Origin of the sequence: Aeromonas sp. QDB18 (assembly GCF_027705325.1) — a bacterium.
Lineage (GTDB): Bacteria > Pseudomonadota > Gammaproteobacteria > Enterobacterales > Aeromonadaceae > Aeromonas > Aeromonas caviae.
In genome coordinates, this window is record NZ_JAPDBQ010000023.1 from 22,231 (window position 1) to 36,859 (window position 14,629).

A 14,629-nucleotide genomic window follows, 5' to 3' on the forward strand; every position below is an offset into this window, starting at 1 on the left:
AGGGACGGAGGCAACACAGTGAGCGCACAGGTGCGAGTTATGCAGGAGAAGTTCGTGGAAAGAGTCTGGCTGAAGCGTTATCCAGAAGGGGTGCCCGCCGAGATCAATCCAGACCAATACGGCTCTCTGGTCGAGATGTTTGAAGAGTCGGTGAACCAGTTCGCCGATCAGCCCGCCTTCGTCAACATGGGGCAGACCATTACCTACCGCCGGCTGGAGGAGCAGTCCCGAGCCTTCGCCGCCTACCTGCAAAACGAGCTGAAGCTCGGCAAGGGGGACAGGGTGGCCGTGATGATGCCGAACCTGCTGCAATACCCCATCGCGGTATTCGGCATCCTGCGGGCCGGCATGACGGTGGTGAACGTCAACCCCCTCTATACCCCGCGCGAGCTGGAGCATCAGTTGAAAGACTCCGGCGCCAAGGCCATCGTCATCGTTTCCAACTTCGCCCACACCCTGGAAAAAGTGGTGTATGACACCCCGGTCAAGCACGTGATACTGACCCGGATGGGTGACAACCTGGGGCTGGCCAAGGGGACCCTGGTCAACTTCGTGGTCAAATACGTCAAGAAGCTGGTGCCCAAGTACAACCTGCCCCATGCCAGCACCATGCGCCAGGCCCTCGCCAAGGGGCGCTACCTGCAGTACATCAAACCCGAGATCAGCAACCAGGACATCGCCTTCCTGCAATACACCGGCGGGACCACCGGCCTCTCCAAGGGGGCCATGCTGACTCATCGCAACATGATCGCCAACGTTGAGCAGTGCCTCGGTGTCTATGGCCCCGTGCTGGAGCGCGGCAAGGAGTTCGTGGTCACGGCGCTGCCGCTCTATCACGTCTTCGCCCTGACGGTAAACTGCCTGCTGTTCATGCGTCTGGGGGGCTACAACCTGCTCATCAGCAACCCCCGCGACATCCCGGGTTTTGTCAAAGAGATCAAGAAGTATCCTTTCACCTGCATCACCGGGGTGAACACCCTGTTCAATGCCCTGGTCAACAACGACGAGTTCAAGGGCATGGATTTTGCCAAGCTCAAGCTCACTATCGGTGGCGGCATGGCGGTGCAACGGGCGGTGGCCGAGCAGTGGAAGGGGCTGACCGGCACCCCGCTGCTGGAGGGCTATGGCCTGACCGAGTGCTCGCCCCTGGTGAGCGTCTGCCCCTATGATCTGGTGGATTACAACGGCTCCATCGGTCTGCCGGTCTGCTCCACCGAGATCCGTCTGGTGGATGACGAGGGGAACCAGGTCACCGAACGGGGTGCCCCCGGCGAGATGCAGGTGCGCGGTCCTCAGGTGATGACCGGCTACTGGCAGCGCCCGGAGGCGACCGCCGAGGTGATGCAGGATGGCTGGCTCTGCACCGGCGACATCGCGGTATGCGACGAGCAGGGCTTCTTCAAGATCGTCGATCGCAAGAAGGACATGATCCTGGTCTCCGGCTTCAACGTCTACCCGAACGAGATAGAAGACGTGGTGGCCCTGCATCCCAAGGTGCTGGAGGTAGCCGCCGTCGGCGTACCCAACCCGGTGTCCGGCGAGCAGGTGAAGATCTTCGTGGTCAAGAAAGATGCAAAGCTGGCGGAAGAGGAGATAATTGCCCACTGCCGCAAACATCTGACTGCCTATAAGGTGCCGAAACTGGTAGAATTTCGCGACGAACTTCCCAAGACCAACGTGGGCAAGATCCTGCGCCGCGTGCTGCGCGACGAGGAGATTGCCAAGCAGTAACCGGCATGCACTGCTTTGCAGTCCAGCGCTGTCGTTATGCAAAACCGTGGGACATCCACGGTTTTTTCTTTCTGGATCCGACCAACGTGCAGGCAACGATGCAATATCAACTCATTTCACAGCAAGCCGAACTGGATCAGTATCTCGCTTCTCTGGCCGACGTTCCCCTGGCCATCGATACCGAATTCGTTCGCACCCGTACCTACTATCCCCAGCTCGGTCTGTTCCAGATCTACGATGGCAAGCAGCTTGCCCTGCTCGATCCCCTGACCCTGGAGCTCTCCGGTTTGTGGCAGCGCCTCGGTCGGGCCGGACAGATTGCCATCCTGCACGCCTCCGGTGAGGATCTGGAACTCATCCAGCATCAAGCGGGTCACCTGCCCAACCAGATGCACGATACCCAGCTGGCGGCAGCCTTCCTGGGTCATGGCGTGTCGGTGGGGTTTGGCGCCTTGGTCAACGAATTCCTCGGGGTCGAGCTTGAGAAGGATCAGGCCCGTACCGACTGGCTGGCGCGCCCCCTTACCCCTCGTCAGCTGGAATATGCCGCGGCGGATGTCTTCTACCTCATGCCCCTCTACGAGAAGGTGATGGCCAGACTGCGCGAGAGCGGCAAGTTCCCCTGGTTCGAACAGGAGTGCCAGAACCACTCCGCCCGCAAGACCCAGGGCAGCGATCCCCGTCAGGCCTACCTCGAGATAGTCAACGCCTGGCAACTGGGTCGCCGCGAGCTGGCCATCCTGCGCGAGCTGGCCGCCTGGCGCCAGCAGGAAGCGGTACGCCGGGATCTTGCCCTCAACTTCGTGGTCAAAGAGCTGCACCTGTTCAAGGTGGCGGAGCGTCGTCCCGCTTCGCTTCGGGATCTTAACGAGCTGGGCCTCTCGCCCATCGAGATCAAGATCCACGGCAAGCGGATGCTGGACATCGTCGCCGCCGCCCAGCAGAGCGACCCTGCGAGCTGGCCCGATCCCATCCGCCGTCTGGTGGACTTCCCCCAGTACAAGGCCGAGCTCAAGCGCATCAAGGCCATGGTGGAGGAGAAGGCCAAGGCCAGCAACATTCCACCGGAGCTGGTGGCGAGCAAGAAGATCATCCACCAGTACTTCACCTGGAGCTGGCGCATGAGTGCCGAGGAGCGGGCCAGGGCGGACAAGCCCATGCTGCTGCAAGGGTGGCGTCATGAGCTGGTAGGCCACCTGCTGGCCCAGTGACGAGTACGCAGTACGAGAAGGGGAGTCCATGACTCCCCTTTTTCATGCCTGTGCGGCTGCCCTCGGGGGTTGCCGGGATCGTCGCGCCAGGGGGTTGGTCATGATGGGAAGCGAGAAGGGGGGGAGGAGGAAAATGGCGGGCACAAAGGGTGCCCCCATCAGAGTTCGTGAGCGTGGAATCCCTTGCGGTAGCGGGCCTCGCAGCGCGGGCAGCGTTGCAGGGTCGGATCCTGTTCCAGCTGTTCAGGGAGCAGCGGCTCCTCACAATCGGAGCAGAAGCCATAGAGCCCCAGATCCATCTGGCAGAGCGCCGCGTCGAGCCGCTTGAGGCGTGCCACGCTGTGTTCCACCCCGGGCAGATCGAGACGGCTGGTCAGATCAACCAGTTGATCTCGCTCGCAGCGCTCCACCTTCTGTGCCCAGTCATCTTGTCGACAGGCATTGAGCTGACGGATCAGCTCCTCTCTTGTTTGCGCCCAGTCGGTCAGAAGGCGCTGATGCCATTCGGCCAACCGGGCTTGCGTCACTTCACACACAGCAGCCCCCAAAAACGAGTGATAAAACTCGGCCAGTATAGGGAAACCCGCGGTTTATCAAGATGACATGAGTCAAGTTAACCGTGCTTTGACGGGTTTTTCCGGCAGGTGCTGCGGCTTGCCGGTGATGACGTAGAGCACTCCCGCCACCAGACAGACGACACCCACCAGGGTACTCATGGGGGGCATGATCCCGCGCAGCATAAAGGCGTACAAGAGCCCCGCCAGAGTCTCGAACACGATGAGCGGCCCGACCAGCACGGTCGGCAGGCGCTGGCTCGCCTCGTTCCAGCACAGGGTGCCGAGCCAGGAGCAGAAGAGCCCCACCGCCCCCATCAGCAGCACGAAGCGCAGGGGCGTCGGCCCGAAGGGCAGGGGAAAGTCCGGTGCGCTCAGGGCAAGATGGCCGAGGCTGCCGAGATAGGCAATGAGCGCCACCGGCAGGGTCACCAGCCCCTGGGCGGTGGCCCAGACGGCCGGACTGCGGCCCGGGTGCTCGCGCAGCCAGCGGGCGTTGCGCAGGGGATACCAGGTCCAGCACAGCACGGCGCCTACCGCCAGGGCTATACCGATCAGTTGTTCGGTGCGCGCCTCGGTGTGCCAGGTGAGCTCGGCGCTGTTGACCAGATAGAGACCGGCCCCCATCAGCACCAGGGACGGGTAGAGCCGGGTGCGGGAGAGGCGACCGTCCCGTGCGCCATAGAGGCGGTTGGCGGCCAGGGCCGTCACCACCGGCAGGGTGCCGATAAGCATGGCTGCCAGGGGCGAGCCGATGCGCAAGATGGCCCCCGACAGGCAGAAGTAGTAGAGGAGGTTCCCCACCAGAGTGAGGGCGAGGGCCTCTCGCCAGTCGCTGGCTGAGAGGGCCGCCAGGTGTTTGCGGGCCTGCCAGGCGAGCGGCAGCACGATGAGGCCGAAGGCGAGGTAGCGGCCGCTCGCGAGCAGGGCGGGGGGATAGCCGTCCACCAAGAGGGGGGCGACGAAGATGAGCCCCCACATCAGGCCGGCCAGCAGGGCAAACAGGACTCCGATCAACATGTTTCATATCCGGTAAAGAAGAAGGAGGCCAGCCTAGCAGGGAGGAAGGGGGGCGTATTGAACCAGATTGCGCTTTAGCGGCCAGCCTGCACCTGTTTCTGGTAGCGGACCGGGGTGGTGCCATAGCGGCGCAGGAAGGCACGGTTGAGGTGGGACTGATCGGCCAGACCACAGGCGGCGGCCACCTCGGCAGCGGGCAGGCCGGCAGCCAGCCACCCCTTGGCGCGCTGCAGGCGGATGGCCATCAACATCTGCTGGGGGGTGACGTGAAAGCGGGCCTTGAAGCTGCGCTGGAAGTGGTAGGGGCTGAGGTTCACTGCACCGGCCAGCTCGGCCAGGGTAATGGGGCGGGCGAAACAGGCCTGCATATAGTCGATAGCGCGGCCCAGAGGGTGGGCCGCTTCGCGCGGGGCCGCCAGGGCCCGGGCATGGGGGCGCAGGGTCTCGCACACCCTTAGCAGCAGGCCGTCGGCGGCGAGCTCGCTGTCACAGTGCCAGAGGGCATCCAGGGTCGCCTGCAGGACGGGGGCAGTGCGCGGATCGCTTCGCACGGCATCGGTGAAATACCAGTCGCGCTCGCCGCTGATGGCCTCGAGCCGGTCGGCGGGCAGGTAGAGCATGCGATAGCGCCACCCCTGCTCGCAGGCTGACTCGCCCGTGTGCAGCTCATCGGGGTTCATCAGCACCAGGCTGCCGGGACCGGCCAGGAGCTGGCTGCCGCGATAGCGAAAGCGCTCGGCACCGCACTCAATGACACCGAGGCCAAACCCCTCGTGACTATGGGGATCGAAGATGTGGTGCTGGATGTGGGCGCGATAGAGCTCGGTCGCAGGCTGCCCCGGCAGGGCGCGAAAATCGGCCCTGTCGTGCTGATGGGTAAAGTTGACCGGTACTCCCTGCATCCTGACCTCCTGTCAATGAGCCTTCATCATAGGGCGCCGCGGGGTGGCGGCCAAGTCTAGGCCTGTGAGGCGCACTCGCGCTCGAGGGCGGAGCGGATCTCCTCTGCGGTCTTGATGGTGCGGATGCGGCGAAACAGCTCGTCGGCCTGGGGGTATTCCCGCACTATGTAGGAGAACCACTGCTTGATGCGACTCGGGTAGTAGTCGGCCTTGTCGCTCGCCAGATCCTGCTCGGTGTAGGTCACCATCAGTTGCAGTACCTCGGCCCAGCTCATGTGGGCACACCCCGTCTTCATCACGTTGGCCAGGTTGGGCAGGGAGATGGCGCCCCGGCCCACCATGAGGGCATCGCAACCGGACACCCGGGCACAGGTCAGGGCATCGGCATGGTTCCAGATCTCGCCGTTGGCGGTGACGGGGATGGGCAGGGCGCGGCGGATGGCGTCCACGTACTCCCAGTGGGCCGGCGCCTTGTAGCCTTCGCGCTTGGTGCGGGCATGCACCGCCAGCTCGTTGGCGCCCCCCTGATAGACGGCCTGGGCATTGTCCAGATAGAGATCCTTGTCATCGTATCCCAGGCGGATCTTGGCGCTCACCGGCAGGTGGGCAGGCACGGCCTCCCGCACCGCCTTGACGATGCGATAGACGGTCTCGGGTTCCTTGAGCAGCACGGCGCCCCCCTTGCTCTTGTTGACCGTGGGGGCAGGGCAGCCGAAGTTGAGATCGACCCCGGGAGAGCCGAGCTCGATGGCGCGCACTGCGTTTTCGGCGAGCCATTCCGGATGCTGTCCCAGCAGTTGCACCCGTACCGGGGTCCCCGCACGGGTCTTGCCATCCTGTCTGAGCTCGGGGCAGAGGCGATGGAATACCTTGGCGGGCAGCAGTTGATCGACCACCCGGATGAATTCACTGACGCAGAGGTCGTAATCATTGACGGAGGTGAGGACCTCCCGCATCAGGTGATCCAGCACCCCCTGCATGGGGGCCAAAATAACGCGCATAGCTGCTTCCGAAGACAAGGGGAGAAAAAAGAGCGCAGATTGTAGTGGCAATGGCCGGGATTGTCAGCCGTCTGCCCACTCGATGGCCCCCATCGACGGCCGCAGACTGGGCCAGGCTGTCAGCTTCCGGGCCAACTCTGTTAGGCTAAAGGCAGAGAAACACTAGAGGAGTACCCATGAAACGCTGGTGTCTGATGGCCCTGGGCTGGCTTGCCTTCGCCACCGGGATAGTCGGGATAGTCCTGCCCCTGCTGCCGACAACCCCCTTCATGTTGCTGGCGGCGGCGCTGTTTGCGCGCTCCTCCCCCCGCTTTCATGGCTGGTTGCTGGCGCATCCCTGGTTTGGCCCCCCCATCCTCGACTGGCAGCAGTATCGCGGCATTCGCCGCCACGCCAGATGCCGCGCCATCATCTTCATCCTGATCTCGTTCTCGGTATCGCTGCTGGTGGTGCCGTTGCCCTGGGTGAGGTGGCTGCTGGTTGTCATAATGGTGATCCTGCTCACCTGGTTGATGCGTCTGCCGGTGCTGGAGCCGGTTGCAATGAAGAAGTGAAATCCCTAAGCTATCGCGGCAATAATGCTATGGAGTTGGCTCGTCATTTTTGCGTGACGGGCCTTTTTATTGCCCCCAGGCGGAGACCCCGTGCGCCGCCATGGCAGGGCTCAAAAAATAAGCGGTCAAATAATGAATCCGGAAACCCTGAAGTTTATCGAAGCGAGCATCAAGACCATTCCCGACTATCCGAAGCCGGGCATTCTGTTTCGCGACATCACCAGCCTGATCGAGAATGCCGAGGCCTTCAAGGCCACCATCGATCTGCTGGCCGATCATTACCGTGATCAAGGCATCACCAAGATTGTCGGCACCGAGGCCCGTGGCTTCATCTTCGGCGCCCCGGTTGCCTACGCCATGGGGCTGGGGTTCGTGCCGGTGCGCAAGCCGGGCAAGCTGCCCCGCGCCGTCATCGAGGAGTCCTACGCCCTGGAGTACGGCACCGACACCCTGCAACTGCACACCGATGCCATCGTGCCCGGTGACAAGGTGCTGGTGGTGGACGATCTGCTGGCCACCGGCGGCACCGTCGATGCCACCGTCAAGCTCATCCGCCGCGCCGGCGGTGAGGTAGCGGATGCCGCCTTCATCATCTCCCTGCCGTCCCTGGGCGGTGATGCCCGCCTGACCGCCGCCGGCGTCAAGGTGGTCTCTCTGGTGGAACTCGCGGGGGCGTAAATCGCCCCTTCGCGCGGCAGGCCTCGTCACCCTGCTTTCTGCCGCAAACCGGTGCCTGAACGGGCACCGGTTTGAAATTCAAGCGATCCCTCCCAAGGCGGCGCATCCCCCATACAGCCAGCCCTCCATTTGTGTTAGCATCCAGCCTCAATGCCTCGTTTCCCAGCATCGAGATCTATGAGCTATCAGGTTTTGGCGCGCAAATGGCGCCCCCATACGTTTGAACAAGTGGTCGGCCAGCAACATGTGCTGACGGCCCTGACCAATGCCCTGGATCAGGGGCGGCTTCACCATGCCTACCTCCTGAGCGGGACCCGCGGCGTGGGCAAAACCACCATCGCCCGCATTCTGGCCAAGAGCCTTAACTGCGAGCAGGGGATCAGCAGCCATCCGTGCGGTGTGTGCGATACCTGCCGCGAGATCGATCAGGGCAATTTCGTCGATCTGCTGGAAATCGATGCGGCGTCCCGCACCAAGGTGGAAGACACCCGAGAGCTGCTCGACAACGTGCAGTACCGTCCGGCCCGTGGTCGTTTCAAGGTGTACCTCATCGATGAAGTGCACATGCTGTCGCGCCACAGCTTCAATGCGCTGCTCAAAACCCTGGAAGAGCCGCCCCCCTATGTGAAATTCCTGCTGGCCACCACGGATCCGCAGAAGCTCCCCATCACCATCCTCTCGCGCTGCCTGCAGTTTCATCTCAAGAGCCTGGATCAGACCCAGATTGCCAGGCAGCTCGAATGGGTGCTGGACCAGGAGGGCCAACCCTTCGAGCCTCGCGCCCTGCTGGCCCTGGCCAAGGCGGCCGACGGCAGCATGCGCGATGCCCTGAGCCTCACCGATCAGGCGTTGGCCCACGGCAACGGCAGCGTGCGCCTGGAGAGCGTGCTCACCATGCTGGGGACCCTCGATCATCACCACCTGCACCAGTTGCTGGAGGCAGTGCTGCGCCAGGATGCCCCGGCCACCATGGCCAAGATCACCGAGATTGCTACCCTGGGGCCGGATTTCGACCAGCTTCACGCCGAGCTGGAAGCCTTGCTCCATCGGGTGGCCATGGCGCAACTGCTGCCTGCGAGCGTGCAGGAGCAGGGGGCGGATGCCGATGCCTTGCTGCAGCTTGCCGGAGCCATGAGCCCGGAAGAGGTACAGCTCTGCTATCAAATCGTGCTGGGGGGGCGCAAGGATCTGCCCTGGGCCCCTGACGGGCGCACCGCACTGGAGATGACCTGTCTGCGGATGCTGGCCTTCTCGCCCCGGCGCGAGGTGGTCCATCCCGCCAACCTGGCGGCCCAGCCTCTCATGACAGGGCACACCGGCGTGATGGCGGCAGCGAGGGAAAGCGCGCCGCTCCTGCCGGGAAAGCCCCAGGGGGCTGAGCCGGCCCCGGCTGCCAGCGCAGCACCAAAGGCTCCCGCCGCGCCAGCATCGGTCCTTGAGGCCGAGCACGTCGCCACCTCACTCAAGGCGGAGGAGGGCGCAGTGCTGGATCCGCTCTTTGCCGAGCAGGATGAGCTGCTGCGTGAGGCCGAACGGATGGGTTACGAGGCCGTGGTGCCTGCCAGTCCGCCTACAGAGCCTGCCTCTGCGCCGTTGGCGGCGGATGACGCCGGGCAGACGCAGCAGGTTGAGGTCCAAGGGGAAGACGTCGCCATCTCTTCGACCTCCAGCATGCAGAGCCTGCTTGGCAAGCGCAATTTGCTGCGAAGCCGCCTGCGTGGCGAGCAGAGTGCAAACGCCGTGCCCGCCCGGATCACTCCCGTCAAATCGGTGGCCGCGACCAAACCGGCCCCTGCGATGCCTGCCGTCGCGACTTCGCCCCAGGCCGAGGTGCAACCAGCGGCGCGGCCCGAGATGCCGGGGCAGGGACCTGCCTTGCAAACAGGGTATGACGACCTGCCCCCTCTCGATGCCTATGAAGAGGGGGCCAGTGACTACGAAGAGTATCTGAATCAGGGGTTTGACGAGGGGTTTGCCAGTGCCCCGTTGCCCACGCGGGCAGTGACTTCCGCCCAGCCAGCTCCCGCCACCATGGCACCTCCTTCGCAGGAGGATCTGCCGCCTTGGGATCTGGGCGCTGACGCCGGCAGCGCGGATGCGGCGGCACCTGTGGTTGCCGCTATGGTGCCTGCCGCGCCTCCAGTGGCCGCCAGCGAGCCTCAGCCCGCCATTGCGTTGATGGAGACCATCGACTGGGATGCGCTGGAGAGCGACGAACAACCCGAGGAGGAGGGGGAGGTCGCCCGTCTGATCCCCTCGTCCTTGCTGGTCAATTGCGGGGACGCCTGGGCCGAGCTCATCGCCCGCACCGGGGTGGGTGGTCGGCTGCGTCAACTGGCCATCAACGCGGTGATGACCCGGGAAGGCAATCGGGTCTCCCTGCTGCTCAAACCCGAGCAGCGCCATCTGGTGAGCGACAAGGCCCGCGCCGATCTGGCCGAGATCATCGGTCCCGAGCTGGGCGGCCCGGTTCACATCGATGTGACCCTGGGCTCGGATCCCGCGCGGGAGACGCCGCTCGAGATAGAGCATCGTCTCTATCTCGGGGTGCGTGAACAGGTGAGCCGGGATCTGGCGGCGGATCCCAACGTACAATTCTTGCAGCAGCGTTTCGGCGCCGTGCTCCATCCCGAGAGCATCGAACCACTGAGTCGCTGAGTTGCGGTGAAAAAACCGTGCCGGGGCTTGCCCCCGGTTGAAAAGACCTTTGGCTGCCCCCACTTAGGGCAGATGAACCCACAGCCCGGCGCTGGATGCCGGATTTCAAGACGAGAGACGATCTATGTTTGGTAAAGGTGGAATGGGTAACCTGATGAAACAGGCCCAACAGATGCAAGAGCGCATGCAGAAGATGCAAGAGCAGCTGGCCCAGATGGAAGTGGTCGGCGAGGCGGGCGCAGGCATGGTCAAGGTGACCATGGCCGGCAGCCACAGCGTGCGTCGTATCGAGATCGATCCCAGCCTGATGGAAGATGACAAGGAGATGCTGGAAGATCTGGTCGCCGCCGCCGTCAATGACGCCGTGCGCCGCGTGGAAGAGCAGAACAAGGCCAAGATGGGCGAGCTGACCGGCGGCATGCAACTGCCCCCGGGCTTCAAAATGCCCTTCTGAGGATACTGCCCGTATCCGTTTCCCCTCCTCTGTGAAGGGGAAAATGAAAAGGCCAGAGCCAAGCTCTGGCCTTTTGCATGTCAGCACACCCGGGAACGGCCATGCACAGATCATGGCGGGAGCTGCGTACTTGCCTGCCCCAGGGGGGAGAAGCCCTCGACCAGATGATCGATGAGGGCGCGGATGGCAGGCAGCAGACCGCGGCGTGAGGGGAAGACCGCGTGGATCACCTCCTGGCGCGGTGCCCAGTCGGGGAGCAGACGCACCAGCCGGCCATCGGCCAGGGGCTCATCCATCATCATGGTGGGCAGTTGCACGACCCCGAGCCCGTCGATCGCCCCCTGACGCAATGTCTGCATGTCGGTGGTGGCAAAGCGGGGGCTGTGGTGCTGTTTGACTCTGGCCCCATTGGGGCCCAGCAGGGTCCAGTGATGGCCTTCCAGGCTGGCGCCATGACCGAGGCTCGGCCATGACAGCAGATCTGCGGGGGCCCGGGGCATGCCGAGTGACGCGACAAGGGCCGGGCTTGCCACCAGACACTGGGTCGCATAACCCAGCACCCGCATGGCGAGATCGCTGTCCTCCAGGGGCAGTGGTCGCACCCTGAGAGCCATGTCCAACCCCTCCGCGACCAGATCCACCGCCCGGTTGACCCCGACGAGCTGCACCTTGACGCTGGGATGGGCCAGGGCGAAAGAGACCAGCATCCTCCCGACGTGGGCGTGGAGCAGATCGATGGGGCAGGCGATGCGCACCAGACCGCAAGGCTCGCTCTGGGTCGCGGCGATGAGATCCTGCGCCGCATCGGCTTCCACCAGCATGGCCCGGCAACGGGTGTAATAAGCCTGCCCGAGTTCGGTGACGGTGAAGCTGCGGGTGGAACGCTGGATAAGACGCACCCCGAGTCGTTCCTCCAGCATGGCGATGCGGCGGCTGAGCCTGGATTTGGGCATGCCGAGGGCCCTGCCGGCCTGGGCAAAGCCCCCGTGATCCACCACCTGGACATAGAAATAGAGGTCGTTGAGATCCTGTTGCATGGGGTTATCGTTCACAAAATAGGACGCTGATGGCAAATTTTACGTCTACCGGACGCAGCGTTCCAGACTCACAATGCGAGCAACGACACATCCCGTGACGATCACCCAGGAGAGCATCATGAAAAGAGTCATCGGTATTTACAGCGCCCCTCGACAACACTGGGTCGGCGACGGATTCCCGGTTCGCTCGCTGTTCTCGTATCAGACCCATGGCCGCGCCTTGAGCCCCTTCCTGCTGCTGGACAGGGCTGGCCCGGCACATTTCGAGCCCGCCGATCATGCCAGGGGCGTGGGGGAACACCCGCACCGTGGCTTCGAGACGGTCACCATCGTCTATGAAGGGGAGGTTGCCCATCGCGACTCGACCGGCCAGGGGGGGATCATCGGTCCGGGAGACGTGCAGTGGATGACGGCCGCCGCCGGCATCATGCACGACGAATTCCACTCCCAGGGGTTTACCCGTCGTGGTGGCACCCTCGATATGGTGCAGCTGTGGGTCAACCTGCCCGCCAAACACAAGATGTCGACGCCCGGTTATCAGGGCATCACCAGCGACACCATCCCGCAACTGAGCCTCAAGGAGGGCGATGTGCGGGTACGCATCATCGCCGGGAACGATGCCGGGTTGCAACAAGGCGAGGTAGAGGGGCCAGCCCGCACCTTCTCGCCCATGAACATCTGGGATCTGCGGCTCAAGGGCGGGGCCAGCGTGGTGCTGCCGGCGGTAGCGGGATGGAACAGCGCCTTGGTGGTGCTCAAGGGCTCTCTCATTATCAACGGTCAGGAGCGCGCGGGCGAAGCACAACTGGTGCTGCTCGATCCCAACGGTGAGGAGTTCATGCTGGAGGCGGAAGGCGAGGCCAGCTTGTTGCTGCTGAGTGGCGAGCCCATCGATGAACCCATCGTGGGTTATGGCCCCTTTGTCATGAACAGCGAGGCAGAGATCCATCAGGCGATAGATGATTTCAACAGCGGCCGGTTCGCCGTCATCGCCCCCTGAGACAATTCTGATAAAAACAAAGCGCCTGATGGCGCTTTGTTTTTTTATGGGCCCTGGTCAACCGAGCCAGCCGAGGGCCAGCGCCAGCCTGCCGCACAAGGCGGCCAGCAGGATGCCAAGCAGGGTGCGCAGCAGCCAGATCACCACCAGCTGTCCCACGCTCACCGGGATCCGGGTGGCCAGGATGCAGGGGATGGAGGCAGAGAAGAAGAGCACCGAGCTGACCGAAACCACGGCCGCGACATAGCGCACCAGCAGGTCGGCATCCTTGAGCAGGATGGCGGGCAGGAACATCTCGGCCAGACCGGCAGAGAGGGCCTTGGCGGTGGCGAGCGGCTCGCCGAGATCCAGCAGCCAGGTCAGTGGCCAGAGCAGCCAGCCCAGCAGATCGAACAGGGGAGTGTGCTTTGCCAGCAGCAGGCCCAGCAGACCGACGGACAGTATGGTGGGCACCACGGCTGCGGCCATGTGAAGACCGTCCCTGAGGTTGTCCTTCAATTGCCGCAACAGGGGATCGGCCTGGTGGGACTGGGTCAGGCCGCAGGTGAGGGCCGCCTGCCAGCGGCTCATGCCAGCCGGTAGCGGCTCGTCGGTCTCGCCCTGGTGCGCCATGGTGCTGATGGGGGGAATCCGGGCCAGGATGGCGGTGATGACGAAGGTGATCACCAGGGTGGACCAGAAGTAGAAGTTCCAGTGTCCCATCAGGTTGAGGGTCTTGGCCACGATGATCATGAAGGCGGCCGAGACTGTGGAGAAGCCGGTGGCGATGATGACGGCTTCTCGCACCGTGTACTTGCCTGCGAGGAAGACCCGGTTGGTGATGAGCAGGCCCACCGAGTAACTGCCGACGAAAGAGGCGACCGCATCGATGGCGGAGTGACCCGGCGTGCGCCACAGGGGGCGCATCACGGGTTGCATCAGCACCCCGATGAATTCCAGCAGGCCGAAACCGAGCAGGAAGGTCAGGGCCATGGCGCCGATAGGCACGATGAGACCCACTGACATGGCCAGTTTGTCGAACAGGAAGGGGAGGCGATCCGGGGTCATCAACCAGGCAGGGCCCCAGTCTGTGACATACAAAATGGCCAGGACCAGCCCGAGCAGCTTGAACAGGCTCAATACCCTGTCGATGGGACGGGCACGCCAGCGGCCATCCAGCAAGGGGGTGATGGCGCCATAGGCGATGAGCAAGAGAATGAGGGTCAGGGCAAGGGGGCGCTGGGCAATCAGAAAGCCGGCCAGGTGATCCACCACTATGGTGCTGCGCCCGCCAAGCTCGAAGGGAACAAAAAAGATGGCGATGCCAAGCAGGCTGGCCAACAGCAGCTTGATGCCGGCCCCTGATCCTGCCGGTGCAGTGAGCGTGTGTTCAGGTTCCATTTTCTCTCCTTGTGATCCGCATGGTTCAATTCCATTGAGGGGATGATTTGTATATACAATACCGTCCGGTGCTCAAAATGGAAACACCAAAGTCACCAAAATGCAACATGTGAATCGGTGTGGATGCAGATGACCCCAAGGTTGAAAAGCGTGATCTTGGGGGGAAGAGGGGTCGGGATGGCGAGTAGGTGGTGAGACATCAAGAGGCAAAACAGGGCGGTAAGCGACCAGCGCCAGGAAAAACATGAGCGGCTATTTACCCTTTTTGGCCATATTCATTCATGAGCCTATATTCATGACGATTTATGAATAAATCATAAACCCTTTGTTCATTTGACTACTTTTCGACTATCCCATTGCAGAGTAAGATGCCAGGGTGAGAGCGTGAACATCCTGTTAAATTTCAGAGAGTTTTTGCAGGCCAGCTGCGAGCACAGTGTCCAGATAGT

Annotated in this window: 13 protein-coding genes; 7 read left to right on the forward strand and 6 right to left on the reverse strand. The window is 63.0% G+C overall.

Going from position 1 to position 14,629, the window contains the following annotated elements; all coding sequences use genetic code 11:
* The first annotated feature begins 54 nt into the window (after positions 1-54).
* Positions 55-1,731 (forward strand): long-chain-fatty-acid--CoA ligase FadD, encoded by a 1,677-nt coding sequence (fadD, locus tag OKC30_RS05990; protein WP_010674700.1) that lies wholly within the window; start codon positions 55-57, stop codon positions 1,729-1,731.
* 98 nt (positions 1,732-1,829) lie between these two features.
* Positions 1,830-2,942 (forward strand): ribonuclease D, encoded by a 1,113-nt coding sequence (rnd, locus tag OKC30_RS05995; RefSeq protein ID WP_042865294.1) that lies wholly within the window; start codon positions 1,830-1,832, stop codon positions 2,940-2,942.
* Positions 2,943-3,100: 158 nt separating this feature from the next.
* Here rnd and OKC30_RS06000 read toward each other — a convergent pair whose 3' ends face one another.
* The 4 genes from OKC30_RS06000 to dusC all read right to left on the reverse strand — a co-directional run bounded on the left by OKC30_RS06000 (position 3,101) and on the right by dusC (position 6,419).
* On the reverse strand, positions 3,101-3,469 hold the full coding sequence (locus OKC30_RS06000) for a TraR/DksA family transcriptional regulator (RefSeq protein ID WP_052815020.1): 369 nt from the start codon (positions 3,467-3,469) through the stop codon (positions 3,101-3,103).
* An 81-nt stretch (positions 3,470-3,550) separates the two neighbouring features.
* Positions 3,551-4,516, reverse strand: coding sequence for a DMT family transporter (locus OKC30_RS06005; RefSeq protein WP_052815009.1), 966 nt, complete (start codon positions 4,514-4,516; stop codon positions 3,551-3,553).
* Positions 4,517-4,590: 74 nt separating this feature from the next.
* On the reverse strand, positions 4,591-5,418 hold the full coding sequence (locus OKC30_RS06010; protein ID WP_052815008.1) for an AraC family transcriptional regulator: 828 nt from the start codon (positions 5,416-5,418) through the stop codon (positions 4,591-4,593).
* 56 nt (positions 5,419-5,474) lie between these two features.
* The gene (gene dusC / locus OKC30_RS06015; protein ID WP_052815007.1) at positions 5,475-6,419 is read right to left on the reverse strand and encodes a tRNA dihydrouridine(16) synthase DusC; all 945 of its coding nucleotides are present in this window, start codon (positions 6,417-6,419) and stop codon (positions 5,475-5,477) included.
* A 176-nt stretch (positions 6,420-6,595) separates the two neighbouring features.
* Here dusC and OKC30_RS06020 point away from each other — a divergent pair, with 176 nt between their 5' ends.
* The 4 genes from OKC30_RS06020 (at position 6,596) to OKC30_RS06035 (ending at position 10,763) form a co-directional block, all read left to right on the forward strand.
* A complete protein-coding gene (locus OKC30_RS06020; protein ID WP_010674706.1) occupies positions 6,596-6,973 on the forward strand; it encodes a YbaN family protein in 378 nt (125 codons plus the stop codon).
* A 132-nt stretch (positions 6,974-7,105) separates the two neighbouring features.
* On the forward strand, positions 7,106-7,651 hold the full coding sequence (apt, locus tag OKC30_RS06025; protein WP_010674707.1) for an adenine phosphoribosyltransferase: 546 nt from the start codon (positions 7,106-7,108) through the stop codon (positions 7,649-7,651).
* A gap of 177 nt (positions 7,652-7,828) precedes the next feature.
* Positions 7,829-10,309 (forward strand): DNA polymerase III subunit gamma/tau, encoded by a 2,481-nt coding sequence (gene dnaX / locus OKC30_RS06030; protein ID WP_053288204.1) that lies wholly within the window; start codon positions 7,829-7,831, stop codon positions 10,307-10,309.
* Between the two features lie 124 nt (positions 10,310-10,433).
* The gene (locus OKC30_RS06035) at positions 10,434-10,763 is read left to right on the forward strand and encodes a YbaB/EbfC family nucleoid-associated protein (protein ID WP_005301028.1); all 330 of its coding nucleotides are present in this window, start codon (positions 10,434-10,436) and stop codon (positions 10,761-10,763) included.
* A 110-nt stretch (positions 10,764-10,873) separates the two neighbouring features.
* On the opposite strand, the gene OKC30_RS06040 is transcribed toward OKC30_RS06035, so the two are convergent.
* Entirely contained in the window at positions 10,874-11,800 is a 927-nt protein-coding gene (locus OKC30_RS06040) for a LysR family transcriptional regulator (protein ID WP_041211406.1), read from the reverse strand.
* A gap of 118 nt (positions 11,801-11,918) precedes the next feature.
* On the opposite strand from OKC30_RS06040, the gene OKC30_RS06045 reads away from it, so the two are divergent.
* Complete coding sequence (locus tag OKC30_RS06045; protein WP_043152681.1) at positions 11,919-12,800, forward strand: pirin family protein; 882 nt, start codon at positions 11,919-11,921, stop codon at positions 12,798-12,800.
* A 57-nt stretch (positions 12,801-12,857) separates the two neighbouring features.
* On the opposite strand, the gene OKC30_RS06050 is transcribed toward OKC30_RS06045, so the two are convergent.
* Positions 12,858-14,180 (reverse strand): YjiH family protein, encoded by a 1,323-nt coding sequence (locus OKC30_RS06050; protein WP_270666275.1) that lies wholly within the window; start codon positions 14,178-14,180, stop codon positions 12,858-12,860.
* Between the last annotated feature and the right edge of the window lie 449 nt (positions 14,181-14,629).

Bases quoted from the DNA above. Each gene is read 5' to 3' on its own strand.
- apt (WP_010674707.1), top strand. From the start codon at position 7,106: ATGAATCCGGAAACCCTGAAGTTTATCGAAGCGAGCATCAAGACCATT.
- OKC30_RS06045 (WP_043152681.1), top strand. From the start codon at position 11,919: ATGAAAAGAGTCATCGGTATTTACAGCGCCCCTCGACAACACTGGGTC.
- OKC30_RS06035 (WP_005301028.1), top strand. From the start codon at position 10,434: ATGTTTGGTAAAGGTGGAATGGGTAACCTGATGAAACAGGCCCAACAG.
- OKC30_RS06050 (WP_270666275.1), bottom strand. From the start codon at position 14,180: ATGGAACCTGAACACACGCTCACTGCACCGGCAGGATCAGGGGCCGGC.
- OKC30_RS06020 (WP_010674706.1), top strand. From the start codon at position 6,596: ATGAAACGCTGGTGTCTGATGGCCCTGGGCTGGCTTGCCTTCGCCACC.
- OKC30_RS06005 (WP_052815009.1), bottom strand. From the start codon at position 4,516: ATGTTGATCGGAGTCCTGTTTGCCCTGCTGGCCGGCCTGATGTGGGGG.
- rnd (WP_042865294.1), top strand. From the start codon at position 1,830: ATGCAATATCAACTCATTTCACAGCAAGCCGAACTGGATCAGTATCTC.
- dnaX (WP_053288204.1), top strand. From the start codon at position 7,829: ATGAGCTATCAGGTTTTGGCGCGCAAATGGCGCCCCCATACGTTTGAA.
- OKC30_RS06010 (WP_052815008.1), bottom strand. From the start codon at position 5,418: ATGCAGGGAGTACCGGTCAACTTTACCCATCAGCACGACAGGGCCGAT.
- dusC (WP_052815007.1), bottom strand. From the start codon at position 6,419: ATGCGCGTTATTTTGGCCCCCATGCAGGGGGTGCTGGATCACCTGATG.
- OKC30_RS06040 (WP_041211406.1), bottom strand. From the start codon at position 11,800: ATGCAACAGGATCTCAACGACCTCTATTTCTATGTCCAGGTGGTGGAT.